We start from the raw sequence: 19,371 nt of genomic DNA on the forward strand, positions 1-19,371 counted from the left end.
AATGCTAGCTTTTTTCTTTTTGACATCGATAAATGGCTAACGTTTTTGGGTCACGCCATATACCGTTATGAAGTGACAATTCATTTTCTACTTCTTCTTTTAGCCATACCTTCATTTCCGCGTGAAGGTATGTATTATCAGGTATATTTAGCGACGGAAACATGCTAGAAATATAGTTTACAATCGGAGTATCATGATGAAAAACGAGAGCATTATGAATAACTGTTTCTTCAACAGTTGGAAAAACAGATTGTAATATCTCTTTACCGTTTTCTAAACAAAATGGAGTGACTGATGATGTTGTTTTCGGTAAATCAAATGCGTCTAACATACGGTTACACATTTCAACTATACGAGGTAGTGTAACCCTAGAATTTGTTGTAGCTAAAAGTGTTCCACCAGGACGAATTACTTTATGGAATCCTTGAATTGTTTTTTCAACATCTTTCACATGGTATAACATATGTCTTGCAATTATTAGGTCATAACAATTTGTTTCGAAAGGAAGTTTACTAGCATCCCCTCGTTTCCATTCTATTAAGTTATTTGTTTTAGCAGCTTCAGCAAGCATAGCTTCGGATTGATCAAACCCGGTTAATGGGCCTTTATGACCATTTGTTTGTAAAAGGGAAAGGAATTTTCCACTAGCGCACCCAACCTCTAATATGTTTTCTTCCCCTTGAAGTTGTAAATGTTTAATGACGAGTTTATCTAAATCTACGTGTTTTTCTTCGTAATGTGTATGTGTGTCGATGCGTGTTTGTAAATGGTTGCTAACGTTATACTGACGTTTTACATCATTCATTTTGTCACATTCCACCTTTGTGCAAAATTGTTGGATTGCATGTGTTAATACATCTGTTTTCTTTAAACCTTCGTAATGGAGTGCTGATTCAAACCTTTTAAGTAATTTCTCTTCAATTCGAAAATGAATATCTTTTCGTTTTGTCACTGAAATTTCGCCCCTTTGCATCTGTTAGTGAGACTATAGCATGCTTGGAAAAATTGTGTAAATCATTTGTGTACACAAAATTATGGGGATGAAAAAAATGTTTGAATATGATTTTAAACTATTGACGATTTAAACGTTTTCATATATTCTTAAATTAAGTAATATTCAAATAATTCAAAAGAAATGAGAGAGTCACATGCTTCTTCAAGGAACACATCGAATTGGTCGTATGGCCATGCTGTTGGCACTTGCGGATGAGAATGAAAGTCCTGTATTATCCATTCCAAAAGGTTGGAAGTATTGTACGGGGAAAGTGGGTTCGATGAATTCGCAAAAGGTTGTCGCAGCAATGGAAACAGCGGCTAAAAGCAACCAAGTTATTGAAACAGATGTTTACAGAGAAACACATGCACTTTATCATGCAATTATGGAAGCTTTGTACGGAGTGACGAGAGGTCAAATTCAGTTAGCAGACGTTCTTCGTACAGTAGGACTTCGTTTTGCGATTGTGCGCGGTACACCATACGACGGAAAAAAAGAAGGCGAATGGGTTGCTGTTGCATTATATGGAACGATTGGTGCACCTGTAAAAGGATCTGAGCATGAGGCGATTGGTTTAGGAATTAATCACATATGATTTGCCCATAGTCTATTAGTTAGAAGGGGGCCTTACTTTTTTAGGACAGAAGTCTGTCTTAAAAAGATAAGGTCCCCTTTTGCCTTTTTAAGGAGGAAAAATGATGATTACGTTAACAGGACATACATTGACAGTTGAAGAAATGAAGAGGTTATTACTGGAAGGAGAAGGTGTAACAGCTTGTCCAACTAGTATGCAAAAGGTAGCGGAGTGCCGCGAAGTAGTTGAGAAAATTGTAGAGGACGGAAAAGTCGTTTACGGAATTACAACTGGATTTGGAAAGTTTAGTGATGTGCTTATCCAAAAAGATGATGTAAAGGCACTTCAACATAATTTAATTCAGTCACATGCATGTGGGATTGGTGATCCATTCCCGGAAGAAGTATCGCGTGGAATGTTAATTTTACGAGCAAACACGATGCTTAAAGGAGTATCAGGCGTAAGGCCGCTTGTTGTAAATATGCTTCTTGAGTTTGTAAATCGTAAAATTCATCCAGTTGTTCCGCAACAAGGTTCACTTGGTGCAAGTGGAGATTTAGCGCCTTTATCTCATCTCGCGCTCGTATTATTAGGCGAAGGTGAAGTGTTCTATAAAGGGAAACGCGTTCATGCAATGGTTGCTCTTACAGAAGAAGGGCTTGAGCCAATTGAACTTGAAGCAAAAGAAGGTCTTGCGTTAATTAATGGTACGCAGGCGATGACAGCACAAGGAGTTCTTTCTTATATAGAAGCAGAAGCAACGGCGTATCAAGCTGAACTAATTGCTTCGATGACAATTGAAGGGTTACAAGGCATTATTGATGCATTTGATGAAAATGTTCATAAAGCACGTGGTTATAAAGAGCAAGTGGAAGTAGCAAGCAGAATTCGTGACATTCTTCACGATAGTAAATTAACAACAAAACAAGGAGAACTACGTGTACAGGATGCCTATTCACTTCGTTGTATCCCGCAAGTACACGGTGCTTCTTGGCAAGTTTTAAATTATGTAAAAGAAAAATTAGAAATTGAAATGAATGCAGCAACAGATAATCCGCTTATCTTTGATGGTGGGGAAAAAGTAATTTCGGGCGGGAATTTCCATGGTCAACCGATTGCGTTTGCGATGGACTTCTTAAAAGTAGGAATGGCGGAACTTGCAAATATTTCGGAGCGCCGTATTGAGCGTTTAGTAAACCCGCAATTAAATGATTTACCACCATTTTTAAGTCCAGAACCAGGACTACAGTCAGGTGCAATGATTATGCAATATGCTGCAGCGTCGCTTGTTTCTGAAAATAAAACGTTAGCACATCCGGCGAGTGTAGATTCAATTCCGTCTTCTGCTAACCAAGAAGATCATGTAAGTATGGGAACAATTGCTTCACGCCATGCACATCAAATTATTCAAAATGCAAGACGTGTTCTTTCTATTGAGATGATTTGTGCAATGCAAGCAGCAGAATATCGCGGAATTGAAAACATGAGTACAGTGACGAAGAGCTTCTACCACCAAGGTCGTCAGCAGGTGCCATCTATTAAAAATGACCGTATATTCTCAACAGATATTGAAAATATTGCGCATTGGTTAAAAACGAATTATTCGATAAAAGAAAGATTAGATGTAAACGCAGCACTATAAAATGAGAAAAGGGAGAGATTGAAATGGAAAAAGTACAACAAACAATTCGCGCGCCAAGAGGTACAGAGTTACAAACGAAAGGATGGGTGCAAGAAGCTGCACTTCGTATGTTAATGAACAATTTAGATCCTGAAGTTGCTGAAAAACCAGAAGAATTAGTTGTATATGGCGGAATTGGCCGTGCAGCTCGTAACTGGGAAAGCTATCAGGCGATTGTAGATTCATTAAAAACGTTAGAAAGTGATGAAACGTTACTTGTTCAATCAGGAAAACCAGTTGCCATTTTTAAATCACATGAAGATGCACCTCGCGTTCTGTTAGCGAACTCAAACTTAGTACCGAAATGGGCAAACTGGGATCACTTCCGAGAACTAGAGAAAAAAGGTCTTATGATGTACGGACAAATGACAGCTGGTAGCTGGATTTACATTGGAACGCAAGGGATTCTACAAGGAACATATGAAACATTTGGTGAAGCGGCTCGTCAACATTTCGATGGTTCATTAAAAGGTACATTAACACTTACTGCTGGCTTAGGTGGTATGGGTGGTGCACAACCTCTTGCTGTAACGATGAATGGCGGTGTTGTCATTGCGATTGATGTAGATAAGCGTAGTATCGATCGTCGTATTGAAAAGAGATATTGTGACATGTACACAGAATCATTAGAAGAAGCATTAACTGTTGCGAACGAGTATAAAGAGAAGAAAGAACCAATTTCAATTGGATTATTAGGTAATGCAGCAGAAATTTTACCTGAGTTAGTAAATCGTAATATTATCCCTGACTTAGTTACGGATCAAACTTCAGCTCATGATCCATTAAACGGTTATATTCCAGTAGGTTATACGTTAGAAGAAGCAGCGAAACTTCGTGAAGAAGATCCAGAACGTTACGTACAATTATCAAAAGAAAGTATGACAAAACATGTAGAAGCAATGCTTGCAATGCAAGAAAAAGGCGCAATTACATTTGATTATGGAAATAACATTCGCCAAGTTGCTTTCGATGAAGGTTTGAAAAATGCTTTCGATTTCCCAGGATTCGTTCCAGCATTTATCCGTCCATTATTCTGTGAAGGAAAAGGACCGTTCCGCTGGGTAGCACTTTCTGGTGATCCAGAAGATATTTATAAAACAGACGAAGTAATTTTACGCGAGTTCGCTGATAATGAGCATTTATGTAACTGGATTCGTATGGCTCGTCAACAAGTTGAATTCCAAGGTCTTCCATCACGTATTTGTTGGTTAGGTTACGGTGAGCGCGCGAAATTTGGTCGCATCATTAATGAAATGGTGGCAAATGGTGAATTATCAGCACCAATCGTAATCGGTCGTGACCATTTAGATTGCGGATCAGTAGCATCTCCAAACCGTGAAACAGAAGCGATGAAAGATGGTAGTGATGCAGTAGCAGACTGGCCAATTTTAAATGCATTAATTAACAGTGTAAACGGTGCAAGCTGGGTATCTGTTCACCACGGTGGCGGCGTTGGTATGGGTTATTCACTTCACGCTGGAATGGTTATCGTTGCAGATGGAACAGAAGCAGCAGCAAAACGTATTGAGCGCGTATTAACTTCTGACCCTGGTATGGGTGTTGTTCGTCACGTGGATGCTGGATATGACTTAGCTGTGGAAACTGCGAAAGAAAAAGGCGTTAACATTCCAATGATGAAATAAGGAGGAGAAAACATGCTGGACACTTTACTAATAAATATTGGTCAATTACTAACAATGGATCAAGAAGATGGCTTGTTAAGACGGGAAGCGATGAACACGCTTCCTGTTATCGAAAACGGTGCGGTTGGAATTGAAAACGATGTAATTACTTTCGTTGGAACAGCGGAAGAAGCGAAAGGATTACAAGCGAAAGAAGTTATTGATTGCGGCGGGAAAATGGTTACTCCTGGTCTTGTTGACCCGCATACTCATCTTGTATTTGGTGGATCTCGTGAAAATGAAATCGCACTAAAATTACAAGGAGTTCCGTACTTAGAAATTTTAGAACAAGGCGGAGGCATTCTTTCGACTGTAAATGCAACGAAACAAGCATCGAAAGAAGAACTTGTTCAAAAAGCGAAATTCCATTTAGACCGTATGTTATCTTTCGGAGTTACAACTGTAGAAGCGAAGAGTGGTTACGGATTAGATGATGAGACGGAATGGAAACAATTAGAGGCAACTGCACAATTACAAAAAGAGCATCCGATCGATTTAGTTTCCACATTTTTAGGTGCTCATGCAGTTCCGAAAGAATATAAAGGTAGATCGAAAGAATTTTTACAATGGATGTTAGACCTACTACCAGAAATGAAAGAGAAGCAATTAGCGGAATTCGTTGATATTTTCTGTGAAACAGGTGTGTTCTCTGTCGAAGAGTCAAAAGAGTTTTTATTAAAAGCGAAAGAGCTTGGCTTTGATGTGAAAATTCATGCAGATGAAATCGACCCTCTTGGTGGTGCGGAAGCAGCGGCAGAAATCGGTGCAGCATCAGCAGACCATTTAGTTGGCGCTTCTGATAAAGGAATTGAAATGCTTGCAAACTCTAATACAGTAGCCACTTTATTACCAGGAACAACTTTCTATTTAAATAAAGAAAGTTTTGCTCGCGGTCGTAAAATGATTGATGAAGGTGTTGCAGTTGCGTTAGCTACAGACTTTAACCCAGGTAGCTGTCCAACTGAAAATATTCAGCTTATTATGAGCATTGCGATGCTAAAATTGAAAATGACACCAGAAGAAGTTTGGAATGCCGTAACGGTTAACTCATCATATGCCATTAACCGTGGTGATGTAGCTGGGAAAATTAGAGTTGGTCGTAAGGCAGATTTAGTTTTATGGGATGCTTACAATTATGCTTACGTACCGTATCATTACGGCGTAAGTCATGTGAATACAGTATGGAAGAATGGTAATATTGCATATACAAGAGGTGAACAATCGTGGAGCACGGCCACTATTTAAAGAAAAATGCAAAGTTTATTGATCGTGAAGTGACAAAGTGGAGTGAGATGATTAAAGATTGGGAGGAAGGCGTAGAAATATTCGGTGCTGCCTTAATTGGAGCACCCCTTTCTAAACCATCTATTAGTCATTCAGGAGCAAGTTTTGCTCCAAAGACAATTCGTGCGATGTTAGATGCATATAGCACATATGCAATTACAGAAGAACACGATATGAAAGAAAGTGTCTTATATGATTGCGGCGATATTACGATGCATGTGACGGATATAAAAGAAAGTCATAAACGAATTGCGAAAACAGTTGGGCATGTAACGAAAGTAAACCCGAACATGATACCAATCGTTCTTGGCGGTGACCACTCGATTAGTTTTCCGAGTATAACAGGTTTTGCAAACAGTAAAGGAAAGGTCGGAATTATTCAATTTGATGCTCATCATGATTTACGTAATTTAGATGATGGAGGCCCATCAAATGGTACACCATTCCGTAGTTTACTAGAAAATGATGTCATTGCAGGGAAACAACTTGTTCAAATTGGAATTCGTAATTTTTCTAATGCACGTGCGTACCATGAATATGCAATAGAGCATGGTGTAACAGTGTATACAATGAAAGACGTACGAGAGCGAGAAATAAAAGATATTATCACGGAAAGTATTGAAATATTAAGAAATCAAGGTGTGACTTCTATTTATATTTCTCTTGATATGGATGTGCTAGACCAAGCGTTTGCACCAGGTTGTCCAGCAATTGGGCCTGGTGGGATGGATAGTACGACTTTACTAGATGCGATTGAATTCCTTGGTAAAGAACTGCTCGTTCAAGGGATGGATATAGTAGAGATTGATCCAACTCTTGATTTCAGAGATATGACGAGTAGAGTAGCAGCGCAAGTGATTATGAGTTTTCTTTTAGCGAGGGAAACGGTTAGTAAGCAGGTTAGTATATAGACGGAAAAGTAGATATTTATGCTTTATCAAAAACACATCACTACTGAAATGTAGTGATGTGTTTTTGTGTTAAAGGAGAATGAATGTATGTGGAACCGTTAATGGAATTGCGATTTTTATAGTGTATGGTGTAAATTTAATTTCTTGCTTCTTAAGTATTGACGCGTAAAATAATTTTATGATAAAATAAAAATTTTGCTAAAAAACTAAAAGTGTGTTAAGCTTGAGAAGGTTACCATATATGGAGGTGGATTATTTGTTTCAAATTGGCGATAACATTGTTTATCCAATGCAGGGAGCAGGTATAATTAAAGCCATAGAAGAGAAGGAAATCTCAGGAGAAAAACAACAGTATTATGTTATAAAAATGTCGGCTAGTAATATGGAACTAATGATTCCAGCAGGGAGAATATTGAATTCGAATATACGACCAGTTACGGATATAACCGCATTAGCACACATAATGGATATTTTTCAACATGGGGAATCAGATAGATTACTTACGTGGAAACAAAGGTATAAATTGAACACTGATAAAATAAAGACGGGTAAAATGCAAGAAGGTGCTGAAGTTGTACGTGATTTAATGCGTATACAGAAAGAAAAAGCACTTAATGCAAGCGAAAAGAAGATGTTAGATAACGCATATGAATTTTTGATTAGTGAACTGGGATTAATTGAAGGTATCACAGAAAATCAGATAAAAAGCTTTTGTTAAGGTTCATTACAAATAATGTATTATATCCCAAAAAAGATCTTGAATTTTTTGGGAACATAATTATAGAAAATTTATCATTTCAAAGACATTCAACTCTTTCAAACCACTTTTAGAGCATTACCTCTATTGTTATTACTACAATCAAATCCATTTTTATTTTTTAATTTCATTTATGAATGTTCGAAGTTTAATTGAATACTTCGATAAAATAGTTACTTGATTTTTGCAATCCTGATTCACACTGGCACGGACGAGGAGCCGTAAGGATGAAAGAGAGGTAGGGCTTTTATTGTTTTAGGTATATAAGTTATTATTTTTAGAAGAATACTGAACCATTTTCACTTCTATTGATAAGGTGTTTTTTATTAAAGAGATAAACGAATTGACAGCCATATATGGTCAACAAAAAAGGTTTCCTCCTAAGGAAACCTTTTTAATATTATTTATAGCATTTTGTTTTTTGGATATTCGAATTTTTTATTGTAAAGTCGTAAAAATTGACGTTACTATCTAAAAGTAAGTATGATGCGATTATAGTAAGATTTTTTAGGGGGAAGAAAAATGACAAGTTCAAGTAATAAAGCAGCGAGTATTTATGAAGGAACAAATGTAAATGCTGGGGGATTTTTTGAAAACGTTGAAGAAACAAAGTTGTTTGATCCAATTCAAGTTGGAACTTGGTCTCTTCGTAATCGTATAGCGATGGCACCGATGACAAGATGCTTTGCAGATAATGAGACTGGAGCAGTTGGTGCTGATGTAGTGGAGTACTACAGAAAACGTGCTGCGGATGGAATTGGACTAATTATTACAGAAGGAATTGTCATTAGTCCGAGAGCAAAAGGAAACCCAGGAGTACCAGGTATTTATACACAAGAACAAATCGATTCTTGGAAACCTGTTACAGAGGCAGTACATAAAGAAGGCGGGACGATTATTGCTCAAATATGGCATGTTGGGCGTATGAGTCATCATGAAATAATTGGTGGTCAAATGCCACAAGCACCGTCGGCTATCGCTGCAGAGGGGAATGTTCCACGCTTTCGTAAACCGTTTGATACGCCAGAAGCAATGACGTTAGAAGAAATACAAGAAGTGATCGGTCAATACGCACAAGCTGCGAAAAATGCGATCGAAGCTGGATTTGATGGAGTAGAAATTCACGGTGCACACGGATATTTAATCGATCAATTTACGTATGAGTTTGCGAATAAGCGAACAGATAAATATGGCGGTGATTTAAAACAAAGGTTAACGTTTATGAAAGAAGTAACGGCGGCTGTAATAGAAGCTGTTGGAGCTAATAAAACACTTCTTCGTTTCTCTGCTTTCAAAGGTGATAATCCTACTTATATGTGGGAAAACCCTGAGTTTGCAATTGAAACGTTCATAAATATGTTTAAAGAGGTTGGGCTAACGATGATCCATCCTTCAACGATGAATTATACGCAAGAGATTGCTGATGGAAAGAATTTTCATCAACTAGTAAGAAAATATTGGGATGGTACGATTGTTGGGGTTGGTAATTTAAATCCGAAAGAGGCCGAAGAAGCGTTGCAAGAAGGAACGATTGATGTAGCGGCATTCGGAAGACCGTTAATTGCTAATCCAGACTTTGTTCATCGAATTAAACACGCTGAAAGTTTAGTTGAATATGACGCGAAAGAGCATCTTGCTACGTTAGTATGAATAAAGATAAAAGGAGAGCACGTCGAGTGTTCTCCTTTTATTATGGAACTTCATAGGGGGAAGCGGGATGAGTGAAACGCTACTCGTTATTATTAGTATATTACTATTTTTAATGTTGCTTTTAATCGTCTTTTTTATCATTACATTTTTTATAAAAAAACGAACACACCATTCTATTTTAAAATTACATCCGTACTTAGGAAGAATGCGCTACTTACTGGAAAAGATAGGGCCTGAATTTCGACAATATTGGTTTGATCATGATACGGATGGAAAGCCTTTCTCACGTTATGATTTTCAAAGTGTTATGTTTTTAGCGAAATATCGCTCTGAAATACTTGGTTTTGGATCAAAACGAGATTTTGAAGCTTCTGGATATTATATTGCTAATACATTATTTCCGATATTAACTGAGGAATTAAGTGTGAATCTCACGCAAGAGCGGGAAGGTAAAAAGTACGTGATTCATAAAGAAGGGTTATTTTCAAGAAGAGAAAAATTGACAGCGGATACAACGAATCTTTGGCTGTACGAAGAAGATGATGCAATTATAGTCGGTGAGAACCGTAAATATCCGTGGAAGCTACATGGCATGTTTGGTGCATCTGCGACTTCTTACGGTGCGATTGGAGAAAATTATATTTTAGCGAGTGGTTTTGGAGCAAAAATGGCAGGCGGATCGTGGATTAATACGGGTGAAGGTGGCGTTATTCCAGAACATTTACATACAGGAGCGAATATCGTTGCGCAAATTGGTCCAGGGTTATTTGGATACCGTGATGAAGACGGTAATTTTTCAATGGGAAAATTCATGGAGAAAGCGAAAGAAAGTAATATTAGAGCATTCGAATTGAAATTTGGGCAAGGTGCTAAAATACGTGGTGGTCATTTAGAGGGACAAAAAGTAAATGAGAAAATTGCTTTTGTTCGCAACGTCCGAAAGGGAGAGACGATTAATTCACCGAATCGATTTTCATTTTTAAAGAATGCAGCGGATACACTTTGTTTTATTCAACAGTTGCAAGAAAACAGCGGTAAACCAGTTGGAATGAAAATTGTAATTGGTCAGCAGGAGCCTTTGGAAGATTTAATAAAAACAATGAAAGAACTAAACATTTACCCAGATTTTATTACAATCGACGGTTCAGAAGGCGGGTCAGGGGCAACGTATAAATCGATGGCAGATTGTATGGGACTGCCGCTTATTCCAGCATTACTTACATTTATTGATACAGCAAACCATTATGGTGTCCGTAACAAGTTTAAAGTATTTGCATCGGGTAAATTAATCACACCAGATAAAGTGGCGATTGCTTTAGCGATTGGGGCGGATGCTGTAAGTTCAGCCCGTGGGTTTATGATGGCAAGTGGCTGTATTATGGCCCTTCAATGTAATTCTGGTCAATGTCCATCTGGTGTAGCCACGACGAATCCGCATTATCAAAAAGCGTTAGATCCGTATGAGAAGAAGTGGCGAGTCATGAATTATATTATTAGTATGAGATATAGTTTATTTTCATTAGCGGCAGCGGCGGGAGTGAAGAGCCCGCGCCATTTAACTAGAGAGCATATTGTGTTTAAAGACGAGGTGGGGAGAGTAGTTCCTCTTTCGGAATTGTTTCCTATAGTAAATCAAACCTAAAAGTATATTTGATGTGTAAGATTTTTTAGAGGAATAATTATATTTTTGGAAAAATTAGGAGTATAATAGGGGAGTATTTTTGAAAATGACTATTTTTAGGGAGAGATTCACTTGCAGCAAGGTTCGTACAGTATTACAATTTTTTTACTCGTCATAGGGCTCGTTATATTTAGACGCATGCGCTCTATGAATCGACTAATTAATAATAAAGGAAGACGACTACTATTGCCATTATTCTTCTTATTACCAGGTTTTTCTTTATACGCAGCACCGATACAACTTGCTGGTTGGCAAATTGGTATAGCTGCTGGGATCGGACTGTTATTGTCAATTCCACTTATTATTTTAAGTGGGTATGAAGTCAGAGAAGATGGTCAAATTTATGCAAAAAAAAGTATCGCTTTTATTGCTACATTTTTAGTTATCGTTCTTTTACGTGCTTATTTTAGAAGACATTTACAAGGTCTAGATCCAAAGTCAATCGGCATTCTTTTCTACACTCTTGCGGTTTGTTATATAGTACCTTGGCGTATTGGATGCTATATGAAATTTCGTAAAGTATATGTAGAGAAAGCAAAATTTGAGACGTCAATAAGCTAAAAGTCATACATTTGTATGGCTTTTAGTTTTTAAAATTTATCGGGTAAAGGAATGAAAATAAGGTGTGAAAAAACACTCTTTAATTTTCTGAATATTATTACTTTAATTTCTTGAAAAATCATTGTAATCCACTGGGATAAAGGCGTTTATAAAGGTTTTCACATGTAATGAAAAGTGCTCGTTCACTTGAAAGAACAAAAAATGTTTGTTAAGGTAGGGAACCATAAGTGAAAACAAGAAAAATGAAAGTAAGGACTTATTGACAATAAAAAATAAGTAACTTATAATAAATCTTGAGTTCGAGATAAATAATGTTCATAATGAAAATTTATTATGGTTATAAATCGAACAAATATTTTTTGTGAATTATCTTGAATTCGAGATAATTCAATAGGTTAGACGCCGATACGTAATTTTTTGATTAATATCTCGAATTCGAGATAAAATTATAATGACGGATTTTACTTTGTAGCATGGACAAAATGAATAATGAATTTAAATGTAAAAGAATTTTTATAATGAAATAAAAAAGGAGTGGAAGAAATGGAAAAGAAAACAATGGGAATCCATCATATTACAGCGATTGTAGGGCATCCACAAGAAAATGTAGACTTTTATGCTGGTGTATTGGGGTTACGTTTAGTGAAACAAACAGTGAATTTTGATGATCCAGGTACGTACCATCTTTATTTTGGAAATGAAGGAGGAAAGCCTGGAACAATTATTACGTTTTTCCCATGGGCAGGTGCTCGTCAAGGTATTATTGGAGATGGTCAAGTAGGAATTACGTCTTACGTTGTACCAAAAGGTGCAATGGAGTTTTGGGAAAATAGATTAGAAAAATTCGATGTTTCGTATACAAAAATGACTCGTTTTGGAGAGCAGTATTTAGAATTTGATGATCCGCATGGTTTGCATATAGAATTAGTTGAAAGAGAAAAAGGCGAATTAAATAATTGGAGTTTTGGAGAAGTTACACCAGAAGTAGCAATTAAAGGGTTTGGAGGTGCTGTTCTTTTATCTACACAGCCTCAAAAAACAGCTGAATTGTTAGAACATATTATGGGTCTTGAGAAAATTGGAGAAGAGGGTGAATTTGTTCGATTCCGTTCTTCTGCTGACATTGGAAATATTATTGATTTGAAATTATCAACAATCGGTCGTGGCCAAATGGGCGTTGGCACAGTTCATCATATTGCCTGGAGAGCGAGTGACGATGCTGATCAGCTAGACTGGAAAGAGCATGTGTCGCGTTTTGGATATCACGTAACTCCTGTACAAGATCGAAATTATTTTAACGCGATTTATTTTAGAGAACATGGTGAAATCTTATTTGAAATTGCAACAGATCCTCCTGGTTTCGCTCATGATGAATCGTTAGAGACGATGGGTGAGGAATTAAAGTTACCGGAACAATATGAACAACATAGAAAACAGATTGAACAAACGCTTTTACCATTTGAAGTGAGAAATTTAGATTAAAGTGATTGAAGGGGGAAAAGGATTATGATGAAACATGTTTTTCAAAAAGGAAAAGATACGTCAAAACCAGTGTTGTTATTACTTCATGGCACAGGTGGTAATGAATTAGATTTACTACCACTTGCAGAAATAGTTGATCCGGAAGCGTCGGTATTAAGCGTTAGGGGAAATGTGTTAGAGAATGGGATGCCGCGTTTCTTCCGCCGATTAGCAGAGGGCATTTTTGATGAAGAGGATTTAATTTTCCGTACGAAGGAATTAAATGAATTTTTAGATGAAGCGGCTAAAGAATATAAATTCGATAGAAATAACATTGTAGCTATCGGTTATTCGAATGGGGCAAATATCGCAGCAAGCTTATTATTCCATTACGAAAATGCATTGAAAGGTGCTGTGCTTCATCACCCAATGGTACCAAGAAGAGGAATGCAATTAGCAAATTTAGCAGGGAAATCTGTGTTTATTGCTGCTGGGACAAATGACCCAATTTGTTCATCAGCAGAGTCAGAGGAATTGAAGATACTATTAGAAAATGCAAACGCGAATGTAACAATGCATTGGGAAAATCGAGGGCATCAATTAACGATGGGTGAAGTAGAAAAAGCAAAAGAGTGGTATGACAAAGTATTTTAAAAAAGAAGCATCTGCTAACCATTAGCAGATGCTTCTTTTTTATTTAAGACTGGATTGCAAGATGAGATGAAGAAAGTGGTAGCTCAATATCAACAATTGTACCTTTATTTAATTCGCTTGAAATGTGTAATTTACCATGATGTTCTTCAATTATTTTGTAACACATCATTAATCCTAGTCCTGTACCTTTTTCTTTTAAACTATAAAAAGGTTCGCCTAGACGGGAGATACGATCTTCTGGAATGCCACAACCTTCATCGATAATTCGTATTAAGATGAAATTATCCTCTAATGGTTTTGTTTGGATGAAAATATTTCCGCCATTTGGCATCGCTTCTATCGCATTTTTTAATATGTTTATAAAAACTTGTTTTAATTGGTTACCGTCACATTGAATATCATATACGTAATCAAAATGATCCATGATGATATGAACGCTATGCATAATTGCAGTCGGTAAAATAAATGTAACTACCTCTTCAATTAAAGTTTGTATGTTACAAGTTTGGATAGATAATACTTGTGGCTTAGACATCGCCATAAATTGACTCGTGATGGATTCCATTTGTGAAATCTCACTTAACATAACATCGATATACCATTTTTGCTCCTCATTTATTTCAGGGAGGAGCAATGTTAGAAAACCCTTTAGGGAAGTGAGTGGGTTTCGAATTTCATGGGCAATTCCAGCTGTCAGTTGTCCGACTACTGCGAGCTTCTCAGATTTGCGTAGTAACTTTTCAGTTTCTTTTAGCTCAGTAACATCTCTCCCCATCACGATAAGACCTTTGCGAGAACCATCAGGATGATAAAGCGGAACTTTTGATATACTTAAGATTAAATCGAAATCATCTCTATGTATAATAAATTCCTCGCCATGAAGAATTTGTCTTTGTTGCCATGCTAGTTCATCGATTTCTTCACAATGTAAAAAAGCTTCTCGGTATGCTTCATTATATTGAATGAGTTCGCTATCTTTTTTCCCGTGGTAAGGTACATGATGGAAGTTGAAGCAAGAAAGTGCGTAGTCATTTGCCTCAAGCCAGCGCCCTTCATGATCTTTAAATATAACAAACGCAGGCATGGAGTTTACTAATGTACGTAATCTCTTCTCACTTTCTTTTAACATATTCTCAATTCTTTCTGATTTTTCAAGTGGCTTCATAATAGCGTATACGCCAGTAAGACGATTTTGAACAAAAATAGGAACTAGTTTTGTCACAACATCTAATAAGAATCCATTTTTATGATAAATAGATAAGATATACTCTTGTTGATTATCCGCTTCAGTATTCTTTATATTTTGTAATACTTGCTCAGAAATATGTGCTCCTAAAATAGAGGTAATATTTTTCTGTTCTAATTCTAAAGAAGTGTAACCTAATATTCTTTCGGCAGAAGGATTTATATGTAGAATAACTCCTTCTAAATTTAAGGAAATAATACTATCAGGATTATGTTCGAACAGAGATGCGTACATTTCTGTTAATGAACGATCTTGTATATGGTTTCGCAAACGTCTAGAAATGTTCGGATGACGTTTTTTTTGAGTTGGTGAATATTTTTTACGACTCATAATAGTTCCTCCGTACAAATAGCATCTAAAAAGATTTGTCTATTCATAACTATAATATAGATGTGATGTGTATTTCTATAAAAAATGGAAGTTATAGAATAAATTTTATTTTTTTATTTTTTTGCAAAGTGAATGCAGGATGGTAATAAGGGGAGCTTATATTGTTTTATAAACCTTTTGTAAGTTACAGACGGCTGTTTTCCGTATAACATTAGGGTAGAGGAGGGGGAGAGAAAATGAAAAATTATATTCAAGGGATTGATCACGTGCAAGTAGCTGCACCTGTAGAGTGTGAAGAAGAGGCGCGTGATTTTTATGGGAATAAGATTGGTATGGTAGAAATTCCAAAGCCAGAAGAGTTGAAAAAACGAGGTGGATGTTGGTTTAAATGTGGAAATCAAGAAATCCATATTGGTGTCGAGCGGAACTTTACACCAGCTAAAAAGGCTCATCCAGCTTTTTATGTGAATGAAATTAATGAATTTAAGCAAACACTTATAGAGCAAGGTGTAAAAGTGATTGATGATTATGCACGGCCAGATGTAATTCGATTTTACGTATCAGACCCGTTTGGAAACAGAATTGAATTTATGCAAAATAAAGACTAGGTGTATTCCCACCTAGTCTTTAGCTTCTTCTGAAAAGTCCTAACACTTCTACAGTTTCTGTAATATTAACGAATGCATTCGGGTCAATTTCAGAAATTGTAAGTTTCATACTTGCTAATTCTTCACGAGAAACGACCGTCATAAGTACACGCTTTTTCTCGCTTGAATAAGCGCCTTCGCCATCAAGTAACGTTATTCCACGTACAACAGTTGAAAGAAGCTGTTTTTTCATTTTTTCTGCTTCATTTGTTACAATCATAAGTGTAACTTTACGATGTTTTGTATGAACAGCATCAATTACTTTACCAGTTACATAAATTGAAAGTAAGCTTGTAAGTGCAACATCCCAGGTGAAGAAGAATCCTGCGATTATTACAACGACTGCATTTAAAATAATAAGGAATCCGCCAAGTTTAATGTCTCGCTTGCGGGATAAAAGCATACCGATAATATCAAATCCACCAGTGGATCCATTACAGTTAAAAACAAGACCAATACCAGCTCCGGCGATGACACCTCCGAAGATAGAAGATAACAATGGATCTGTTGCTACGACTTTTACTGGAACGTAGTATAATGCAACAGATAATACAACTACAGAGACAACTGTGTTAAAAATTACTTTTTTTCCAAGACCTATGTACCCTAAAATAAGGATAGGTAAGTTTAATACAAAGTTAATAATGCCTGTGTTTACAGGGGTTACAATCCCTAAAATAATAGCAATTCCGCCAATTCCACTACTTAAAATTTTGTGGGGGATAAGGAAAAGATTAAAGGCAACCGCAATAATAATAGAACCGATAATAACACCAAGGAATCTGACCATTTCTTTCCCGTCCTTCACTGAAAAATTCATATTATTTCAAGATTATATATGATATTGAAAGTTTTGGGTAAAAACAGTTTATTTTGGTAAATTAGATTAATCGAAAGAATTTGAGTATTTTATCATTTGAAAGGGGATACAGTTGTGAAGATAAAAACATATCAACAGAAAAGCCCGTTGAAGCAAGAATGTGAGGATTCTTATTTTTGTAATAAAGATAAAAAGATTTATGGTGTATGTGACGGTGCAACACCACTTGTCCCGTTTCGTGATGAAAATGGACATAATGGAGCATACATCGCTTCGCATTTATTTGCAAATTATTTTACTGCATTAAGAGAGAATCATAGTTTACAATTTGCAGTTGCCAAAGCAAATGAAGCATTACAAAGCAAAATGTTAGAATATGAAGTAGACACGAGAAAAAAAGAGCATTTGTGGTGCACATGTATCGCGGCAGTTCAAATAGTTGGTGAGAAAATTGAATATGCGCAGCTTGGGGACTGTATGATTGTCGCAACTTTTCAAAATGGAACGATGCAAGTATTAACGAAAGACACAGTTGAAGGAATTAGTAAACGAGCAAAAAGGAAGAGGGAAGAAGATCGTAAGAAAGGTTTATCTGTGCCGGAAGAACCTGTTTTTCAAGATGTTCGAGAACAATTAAAGTACAATCGTTATCTTGCAAATATGCCAAATGGTTACTCAGTTGCAAATGGAATGAAAGAAGCGATACATTATTTACAACATGGTGAATTACATATAGATGAAGTGAGTGGAATTTTTATTTGTTCAGACGGGTTATTCCACCCAGATTGGTCATTAGAACAAACTGTTGCATATATAAGAAAGAATAGTATAAACGAATATGTAGCAATCATTGAAAAGCTGGAAGGGGAAAAGAGAATAAAACCAGATGATAAAACGATTATTATGATTGATTTTTAAGAGGAGGCAGTTCAAATGGAAATTAAATATGTCAATCTAACATTTCAAGATGAATTAGTTCCTTTAGAAAAAGTAAATCAACTGATTATCCACCATACAGCTGAAGATGGATGGGACGTGTATAAAACACATGAATTTCATCAAACTGTAAGAGGGTGGAGCGGGATTGGTTACAACTATTTTATCGAAAAGGACGGAACTGTAGTGGAAGGGCGAGGTTTACATATTGGAGCGCACGCGAAAGACCATAACCGTCATACAATTGGAATATGTATGACGGGAAATTTCGATAAATACGATCCAACTCCTGCACAAGTGAATGCATTATATTCTTTATGCAAAATGTTTATGAAGCAATTTGCTATAAAGAAAGAAAATATACTAGGTCATAGAGAGTTAGAAGGAGTTACAAAAAGCTGTCCTGGTAATCGTTTTTCTATGGTAGAGTTAAGGAAGATATTATCTTAAATATAGAGGAGTAACAACGATGATGAATATAAAAATACCAAATGATAAAAAAGAAGAGCTTGTAGCGCAAATTCAGCAATTTTTCGTTGAAGAAGATTTAGATGAAATTGGACGTTTCCAAGCAGAGCGTTTAATAGAAGAAATGGTTAAATTAGTTGGACCATTTGCATACAATCAAGCAATTGGAGATGCAAGAAAGCTTGTAAGTGAGAAATTAACGAATATCGAAGAAGATTTATACGTGTTAGAGAAGAATGAAGGAAAATAAAAAAAGAGCCCATCGGCTCTTTTTTTATTTGATTGATAGCAAAAAAACATAGGGAAAACACGGAAAAGACATTGAAAATACACCTTTTATTTTTAGAATATTCTTAGTTTTAAAATACTTCAGAAAGGAAGATTGTAATGAGATTAACGCCAAGAGAAATTGATAAACTGCTAGTAGTTGTTGCGGCTGATTTAGCTTATCGACGAAAGGAGAGGGGGCTTAAGTTAAACTATCCAGAAAGTATCGCTATTATTACGTATGAAATTTTGGAAGGAGCAAGAGATGGTAAAAATGTAGCGGAATTAATGGAACTTGGAAAAACCATTTTAAGTGCTGAAGATGTTATGGATGGTATTGCAGACATGATATCAGATATTCAAGTTGAGGCAACTTTTCCTGATGGAACAAAATTAGTAACTATTCATCAGCCAATTCATTAAAGGAAGTGAATGTTATGATTCCAGGGCAATATATCCTTGCGAAAGAAGACATAGTATGTAATGGAAATAAAAAAGCAATGAAAGTCAAAGTGATAAATCAGGGAGATAGACCCATTCAAATTGGATCTCATTACCACTTTTATGAAGTGAATGAGGCGTTAAAATTCAATCGCAGTGTAGCAATTGGACAACATTTAAATATTCCAGCAGGTACAGCGGTAAGATTTGAGCCTGGAGATGAAAAAACGATTGAACTAGTTCCATATTCAGGGGAACAAGAAGTATATGGATTTAAAAATAAAGTGGATGGCGATATTCAATCTTACACAAAAAGAGGGAGATAG

Annotated in this window: 20 protein-coding genes; 17 read left to right on the forward strand and 3 right to left on the reverse strand. The window is 36.3% G+C overall.

Annotation, left to right across the window (positions count from 1 at the left end; translation table 11 throughout):
* Positions 1 to 4: 4 nt before the first annotated feature.
* Complete coding sequence (locus ACTFR8_RS14380) at positions 5 to 952, reverse strand: class I SAM-dependent methyltransferase (RefSeq protein WP_144608305.1); 948 nt, start codon at positions 950 to 952, stop codon at positions 5 to 7.
* Positions 953 to 1,148: 196 nt separating this feature from the next.
* On the opposite strand from ACTFR8_RS14380, the gene hutP reads away from it, so the two are divergent.
* The 11 genes from hutP (at position 1,149) to ACTFR8_RS14435 (ending at position 13,890) form a co-directional block, all read left to right on the forward strand.
* A complete protein-coding gene (hutP, locus tag ACTFR8_RS14385) occupies positions 1,149 to 1,589 on the forward strand; it encodes a hut operon transcriptional regulator HutP (RefSeq protein ID WP_000926516.1) in 441 nt (146 codons plus the stop codon).
* A gap of 103 nt (positions 1,590 to 1,692) precedes the next feature.
* On the forward strand, positions 1,693 to 3,210 hold the full coding sequence (hutH, locus tag ACTFR8_RS14390) for a histidine ammonia-lyase (RefSeq protein ID WP_000631875.1): 1,518 nt from the start codon (positions 1,693 to 1,695) through the stop codon (positions 3,208 to 3,210).
* A gap of 23 nt (positions 3,211 to 3,233) precedes the next feature.
* Positions 3,234 to 4,892 (forward strand): urocanate hydratase, encoded by a 1,659-nt coding sequence (gene hutU / locus ACTFR8_RS14395; protein WP_100619799.1) that lies wholly within the window; start codon positions 3,234 to 3,236, stop codon positions 4,890 to 4,892.
* Between the two features lie 12 nt (positions 4,893 to 4,904).
* Positions 4,905 to 6,176: an imidazolonepropionase gene (gene hutI / locus ACTFR8_RS14400; protein ID WP_098284264.1), complete on the forward strand. Its 1,272-nt coding sequence runs from the start codon at positions 4,905 to 4,907 to the stop codon at positions 6,174 to 6,176.
* Positions 6,155 to 7,126 carry a formimidoylglutamase gene (hutG, locus tag ACTFR8_RS14405; protein ID WP_000399825.1) on the forward strand — a complete coding sequence of 324 codons (972 nt, stop codon included), beginning with the start codon at positions 6,155 to 6,157 and terminating at the stop codon, positions 7,124 to 7,126. Before hutI ends, hutG begins: the two co-directional genes overlap by 22 nt.
* Before the next feature lie 256 nt (positions 7,127 to 7,382).
* On the forward strand, positions 7,383 to 7,844 hold the full coding sequence (locus ACTFR8_RS14410) for a CarD family transcriptional regulator (RefSeq protein WP_170317877.1): 462 nt from the start codon (positions 7,383 to 7,385) through the stop codon (positions 7,842 to 7,844).
* Positions 7,845 to 8,405: 561 nt separating this feature from the next.
* Positions 8,406 to 9,533: an alkene reductase gene (locus tag ACTFR8_RS14415; RefSeq protein ID WP_000204590.1), complete on the forward strand. Its 1,128-nt coding sequence runs from the start codon at positions 8,406 to 8,408 to the stop codon at positions 9,531 to 9,533.
* Between the two features lie 67 nt (positions 9,534 to 9,600).
* The gene (locus ACTFR8_RS14420; RefSeq protein ID WP_000005161.1) at positions 9,601 to 11,175 is read left to right on the forward strand and encodes an FMN-binding glutamate synthase family protein; all 1,575 of its coding nucleotides are present in this window, start codon (positions 9,601 to 9,603) and stop codon (positions 11,173 to 11,175) included.
* 111 nt (positions 11,176 to 11,286) lie between these two features.
* Complete coding sequence (locus ACTFR8_RS14425) at positions 11,287 to 11,775, forward strand: cytochrome c biogenesis protein CcdC (RefSeq protein ID WP_252209662.1); 489 nt, start codon at positions 11,287 to 11,289, stop codon at positions 11,773 to 11,775.
* 543 nt (positions 11,776 to 12,318) lie between these two features.
* Complete coding sequence (locus tag ACTFR8_RS14430; protein ID WP_000412731.1) at positions 12,319 to 13,257, forward strand: ring-cleaving dioxygenase; 939 nt, start codon at positions 12,319 to 12,321, stop codon at positions 13,255 to 13,257.
* Positions 13,258 to 13,281: 24 nt separating this feature from the next.
* On the forward strand, positions 13,282 to 13,890 hold the full coding sequence (locus ACTFR8_RS14435; protein WP_000975485.1) for an alpha/beta hydrolase: 609 nt from the start codon (positions 13,282 to 13,284) through the stop codon (positions 13,888 to 13,890).
* 43 nt (positions 13,891 to 13,933) lie between these two features.
* Here ACTFR8_RS14435 and ACTFR8_RS14440 read toward each other — a convergent pair whose 3' ends face one another.
* Complete coding sequence (locus ACTFR8_RS14440; protein WP_000087656.1) at positions 13,934 to 15,466, reverse strand: BA3702 family sensor histidine kinase; 1,533 nt, start codon at positions 15,464 to 15,466, stop codon at positions 13,934 to 13,936.
* A gap of 236 nt (positions 15,467 to 15,702) precedes the next feature.
* Here ACTFR8_RS14440 and ACTFR8_RS14445 point away from each other — a divergent pair, with 236 nt between their 5' ends.
* Positions 15,703 to 16,074 carry a VOC family protein gene (locus ACTFR8_RS14445; protein WP_000800767.1) on the forward strand — a complete coding sequence of 124 codons (372 nt, stop codon included), beginning with the start codon at positions 15,703 to 15,705 and terminating at the stop codon, positions 16,072 to 16,074.
* A gap of 19 nt (positions 16,075 to 16,093) precedes the next feature.
* Here ACTFR8_RS14445 and ACTFR8_RS14450 read toward each other — a convergent pair whose 3' ends face one another.
* Positions 16,094 to 16,933, reverse strand: coding sequence for a YitT family protein (locus tag ACTFR8_RS14450; RefSeq protein WP_002005544.1), 840 nt, complete (start codon positions 16,931 to 16,933; stop codon positions 16,094 to 16,096).
* A gap of 96 nt (positions 16,934 to 17,029) precedes the next feature.
* Between ACTFR8_RS14450 and ACTFR8_RS14455 the strand changes: the two genes are divergently transcribed.
* From ACTFR8_RS14455 to ACTFR8_RS14475, 5 genes are all read left to right on the forward strand, one after another.
* Positions 17,030 to 17,851, forward strand: coding sequence for a protein phosphatase 2C domain-containing protein (locus ACTFR8_RS14455; protein ID WP_070756886.1), 822 nt, complete (start codon positions 17,030 to 17,032; stop codon positions 17,849 to 17,851).
* 15 nt (positions 17,852 to 17,866) lie between these two features.
* Positions 17,867 to 18,319: a peptidoglycan recognition protein family protein gene (locus tag ACTFR8_RS14460; RefSeq protein ID WP_000404192.1), complete on the forward strand. Its 453-nt coding sequence runs from the start codon at positions 17,867 to 17,869 to the stop codon at positions 18,317 to 18,319.
* A gap of 19 nt (positions 18,320 to 18,338) precedes the next feature.
* Complete coding sequence (locus ACTFR8_RS14465) at positions 18,339 to 18,587, forward strand: DUF2164 domain-containing protein (RefSeq protein WP_000981075.1); 249 nt, start codon at positions 18,339 to 18,341, stop codon at positions 18,585 to 18,587.
* Positions 18,588 to 18,724: 137 nt separating this feature from the next.
* A complete protein-coding gene (locus ACTFR8_RS14470) occupies positions 18,725 to 19,027 on the forward strand; it encodes an urease subunit gamma (RefSeq protein ID WP_001241328.1) in 303 nt (100 codons plus the stop codon).
* A 14-nt stretch (positions 19,028 to 19,041) separates the two neighbouring features.
* Complete coding sequence (locus ACTFR8_RS14475; RefSeq protein ID WP_000612160.1) at positions 19,042 to 19,371, forward strand: urease subunit beta; 330 nt, start codon at positions 19,042 to 19,044, stop codon at positions 19,369 to 19,371.

Origin of the sequence: Bacillus cereus group sp. MYBK15-3, assembly GCF_051916765.1 — a bacterium.
Lineage (GTDB): Bacteria > Bacillota > Bacilli > Bacillales > Bacillaceae_G > Bacillus_A > Bacillus_A cereus.

Bases quoted from the DNA above. Each gene is read 5' to 3' on its own strand.
- ACTFR8_RS14470 (WP_001241328.1), top strand. From the start codon at position 18,725: ATGAGATTAACGCCAAGAGAAATTGATAAACTGCTAGTAGTTGTTGCG.
- ACTFR8_RS14465 (WP_000981075.1), top strand. From the start codon at position 18,339: ATGATGAATATAAAAATACCAAATGATAAAAAAGAAGAGCTTGTAGCG.
- ACTFR8_RS14435 (WP_000975485.1), top strand. From the start codon at position 13,282: ATGATGAAACATGTTTTTCAAAAAGGAAAAGATACGTCAAAACCAGTG.
- hutP (WP_000926516.1), top strand. From the start codon at position 1,149: ATGCTTCTTCAAGGAACACATCGAATTGGTCGTATGGCCATGCTGTTG.
- hutI (WP_098284264.1), top strand. From the start codon at position 4,905: ATGCTGGACACTTTACTAATAAATATTGGTCAATTACTAACAATGGAT.
- ACTFR8_RS14440 (WP_000087656.1), bottom strand. From the start codon at position 15,466: ATGAGTCGTAAAAAATATTCACCAACTCAAAAAAAACGTCATCCGAAC.
- ACTFR8_RS14450 (WP_002005544.1), bottom strand. From the start codon at position 16,933: ATGAATTTTTCAGTGAAGGACGGGAAAGAAATGGTCAGATTCCTTGGT.
- ACTFR8_RS14475 (WP_000612160.1), top strand. From the start codon at position 19,042: ATGATTCCAGGGCAATATATCCTTGCGAAAGAAGACATAGTATGTAAT.
- hutU (WP_100619799.1), top strand. From the start codon at position 3,234: ATGGAAAAAGTACAACAAACAATTCGCGCGCCAAGAGGTACAGAGTTA.
- ACTFR8_RS14445 (WP_000800767.1), top strand. From the start codon at position 15,703: ATGAAAAATTATATTCAAGGGATTGATCACGTGCAAGTAGCTGCACCT.
- ACTFR8_RS14460 (WP_000404192.1), top strand. From the start codon at position 17,867: ATGGAAATTAAATATGTCAATCTAACATTTCAAGATGAATTAGTTCCT.
- ACTFR8_RS14415 (WP_000204590.1), top strand. From the start codon at position 8,406: ATGACAAGTTCAAGTAATAAAGCAGCGAGTATTTATGAAGGAACAAAT.
- ACTFR8_RS14420 (WP_000005161.1), top strand. From the start codon at position 9,601: ATGAGTGAAACGCTACTCGTTATTATTAGTATATTACTATTTTTAATG.
- hutH (WP_000631875.1), top strand. From the start codon at position 1,693: ATGATTACGTTAACAGGACATACATTGACAGTTGAAGAAATGAAGAGG.
- ACTFR8_RS14430 (WP_000412731.1), top strand. From the start codon at position 12,319: ATGGAAAAGAAAACAATGGGAATCCATCATATTACAGCGATTGTAGGG.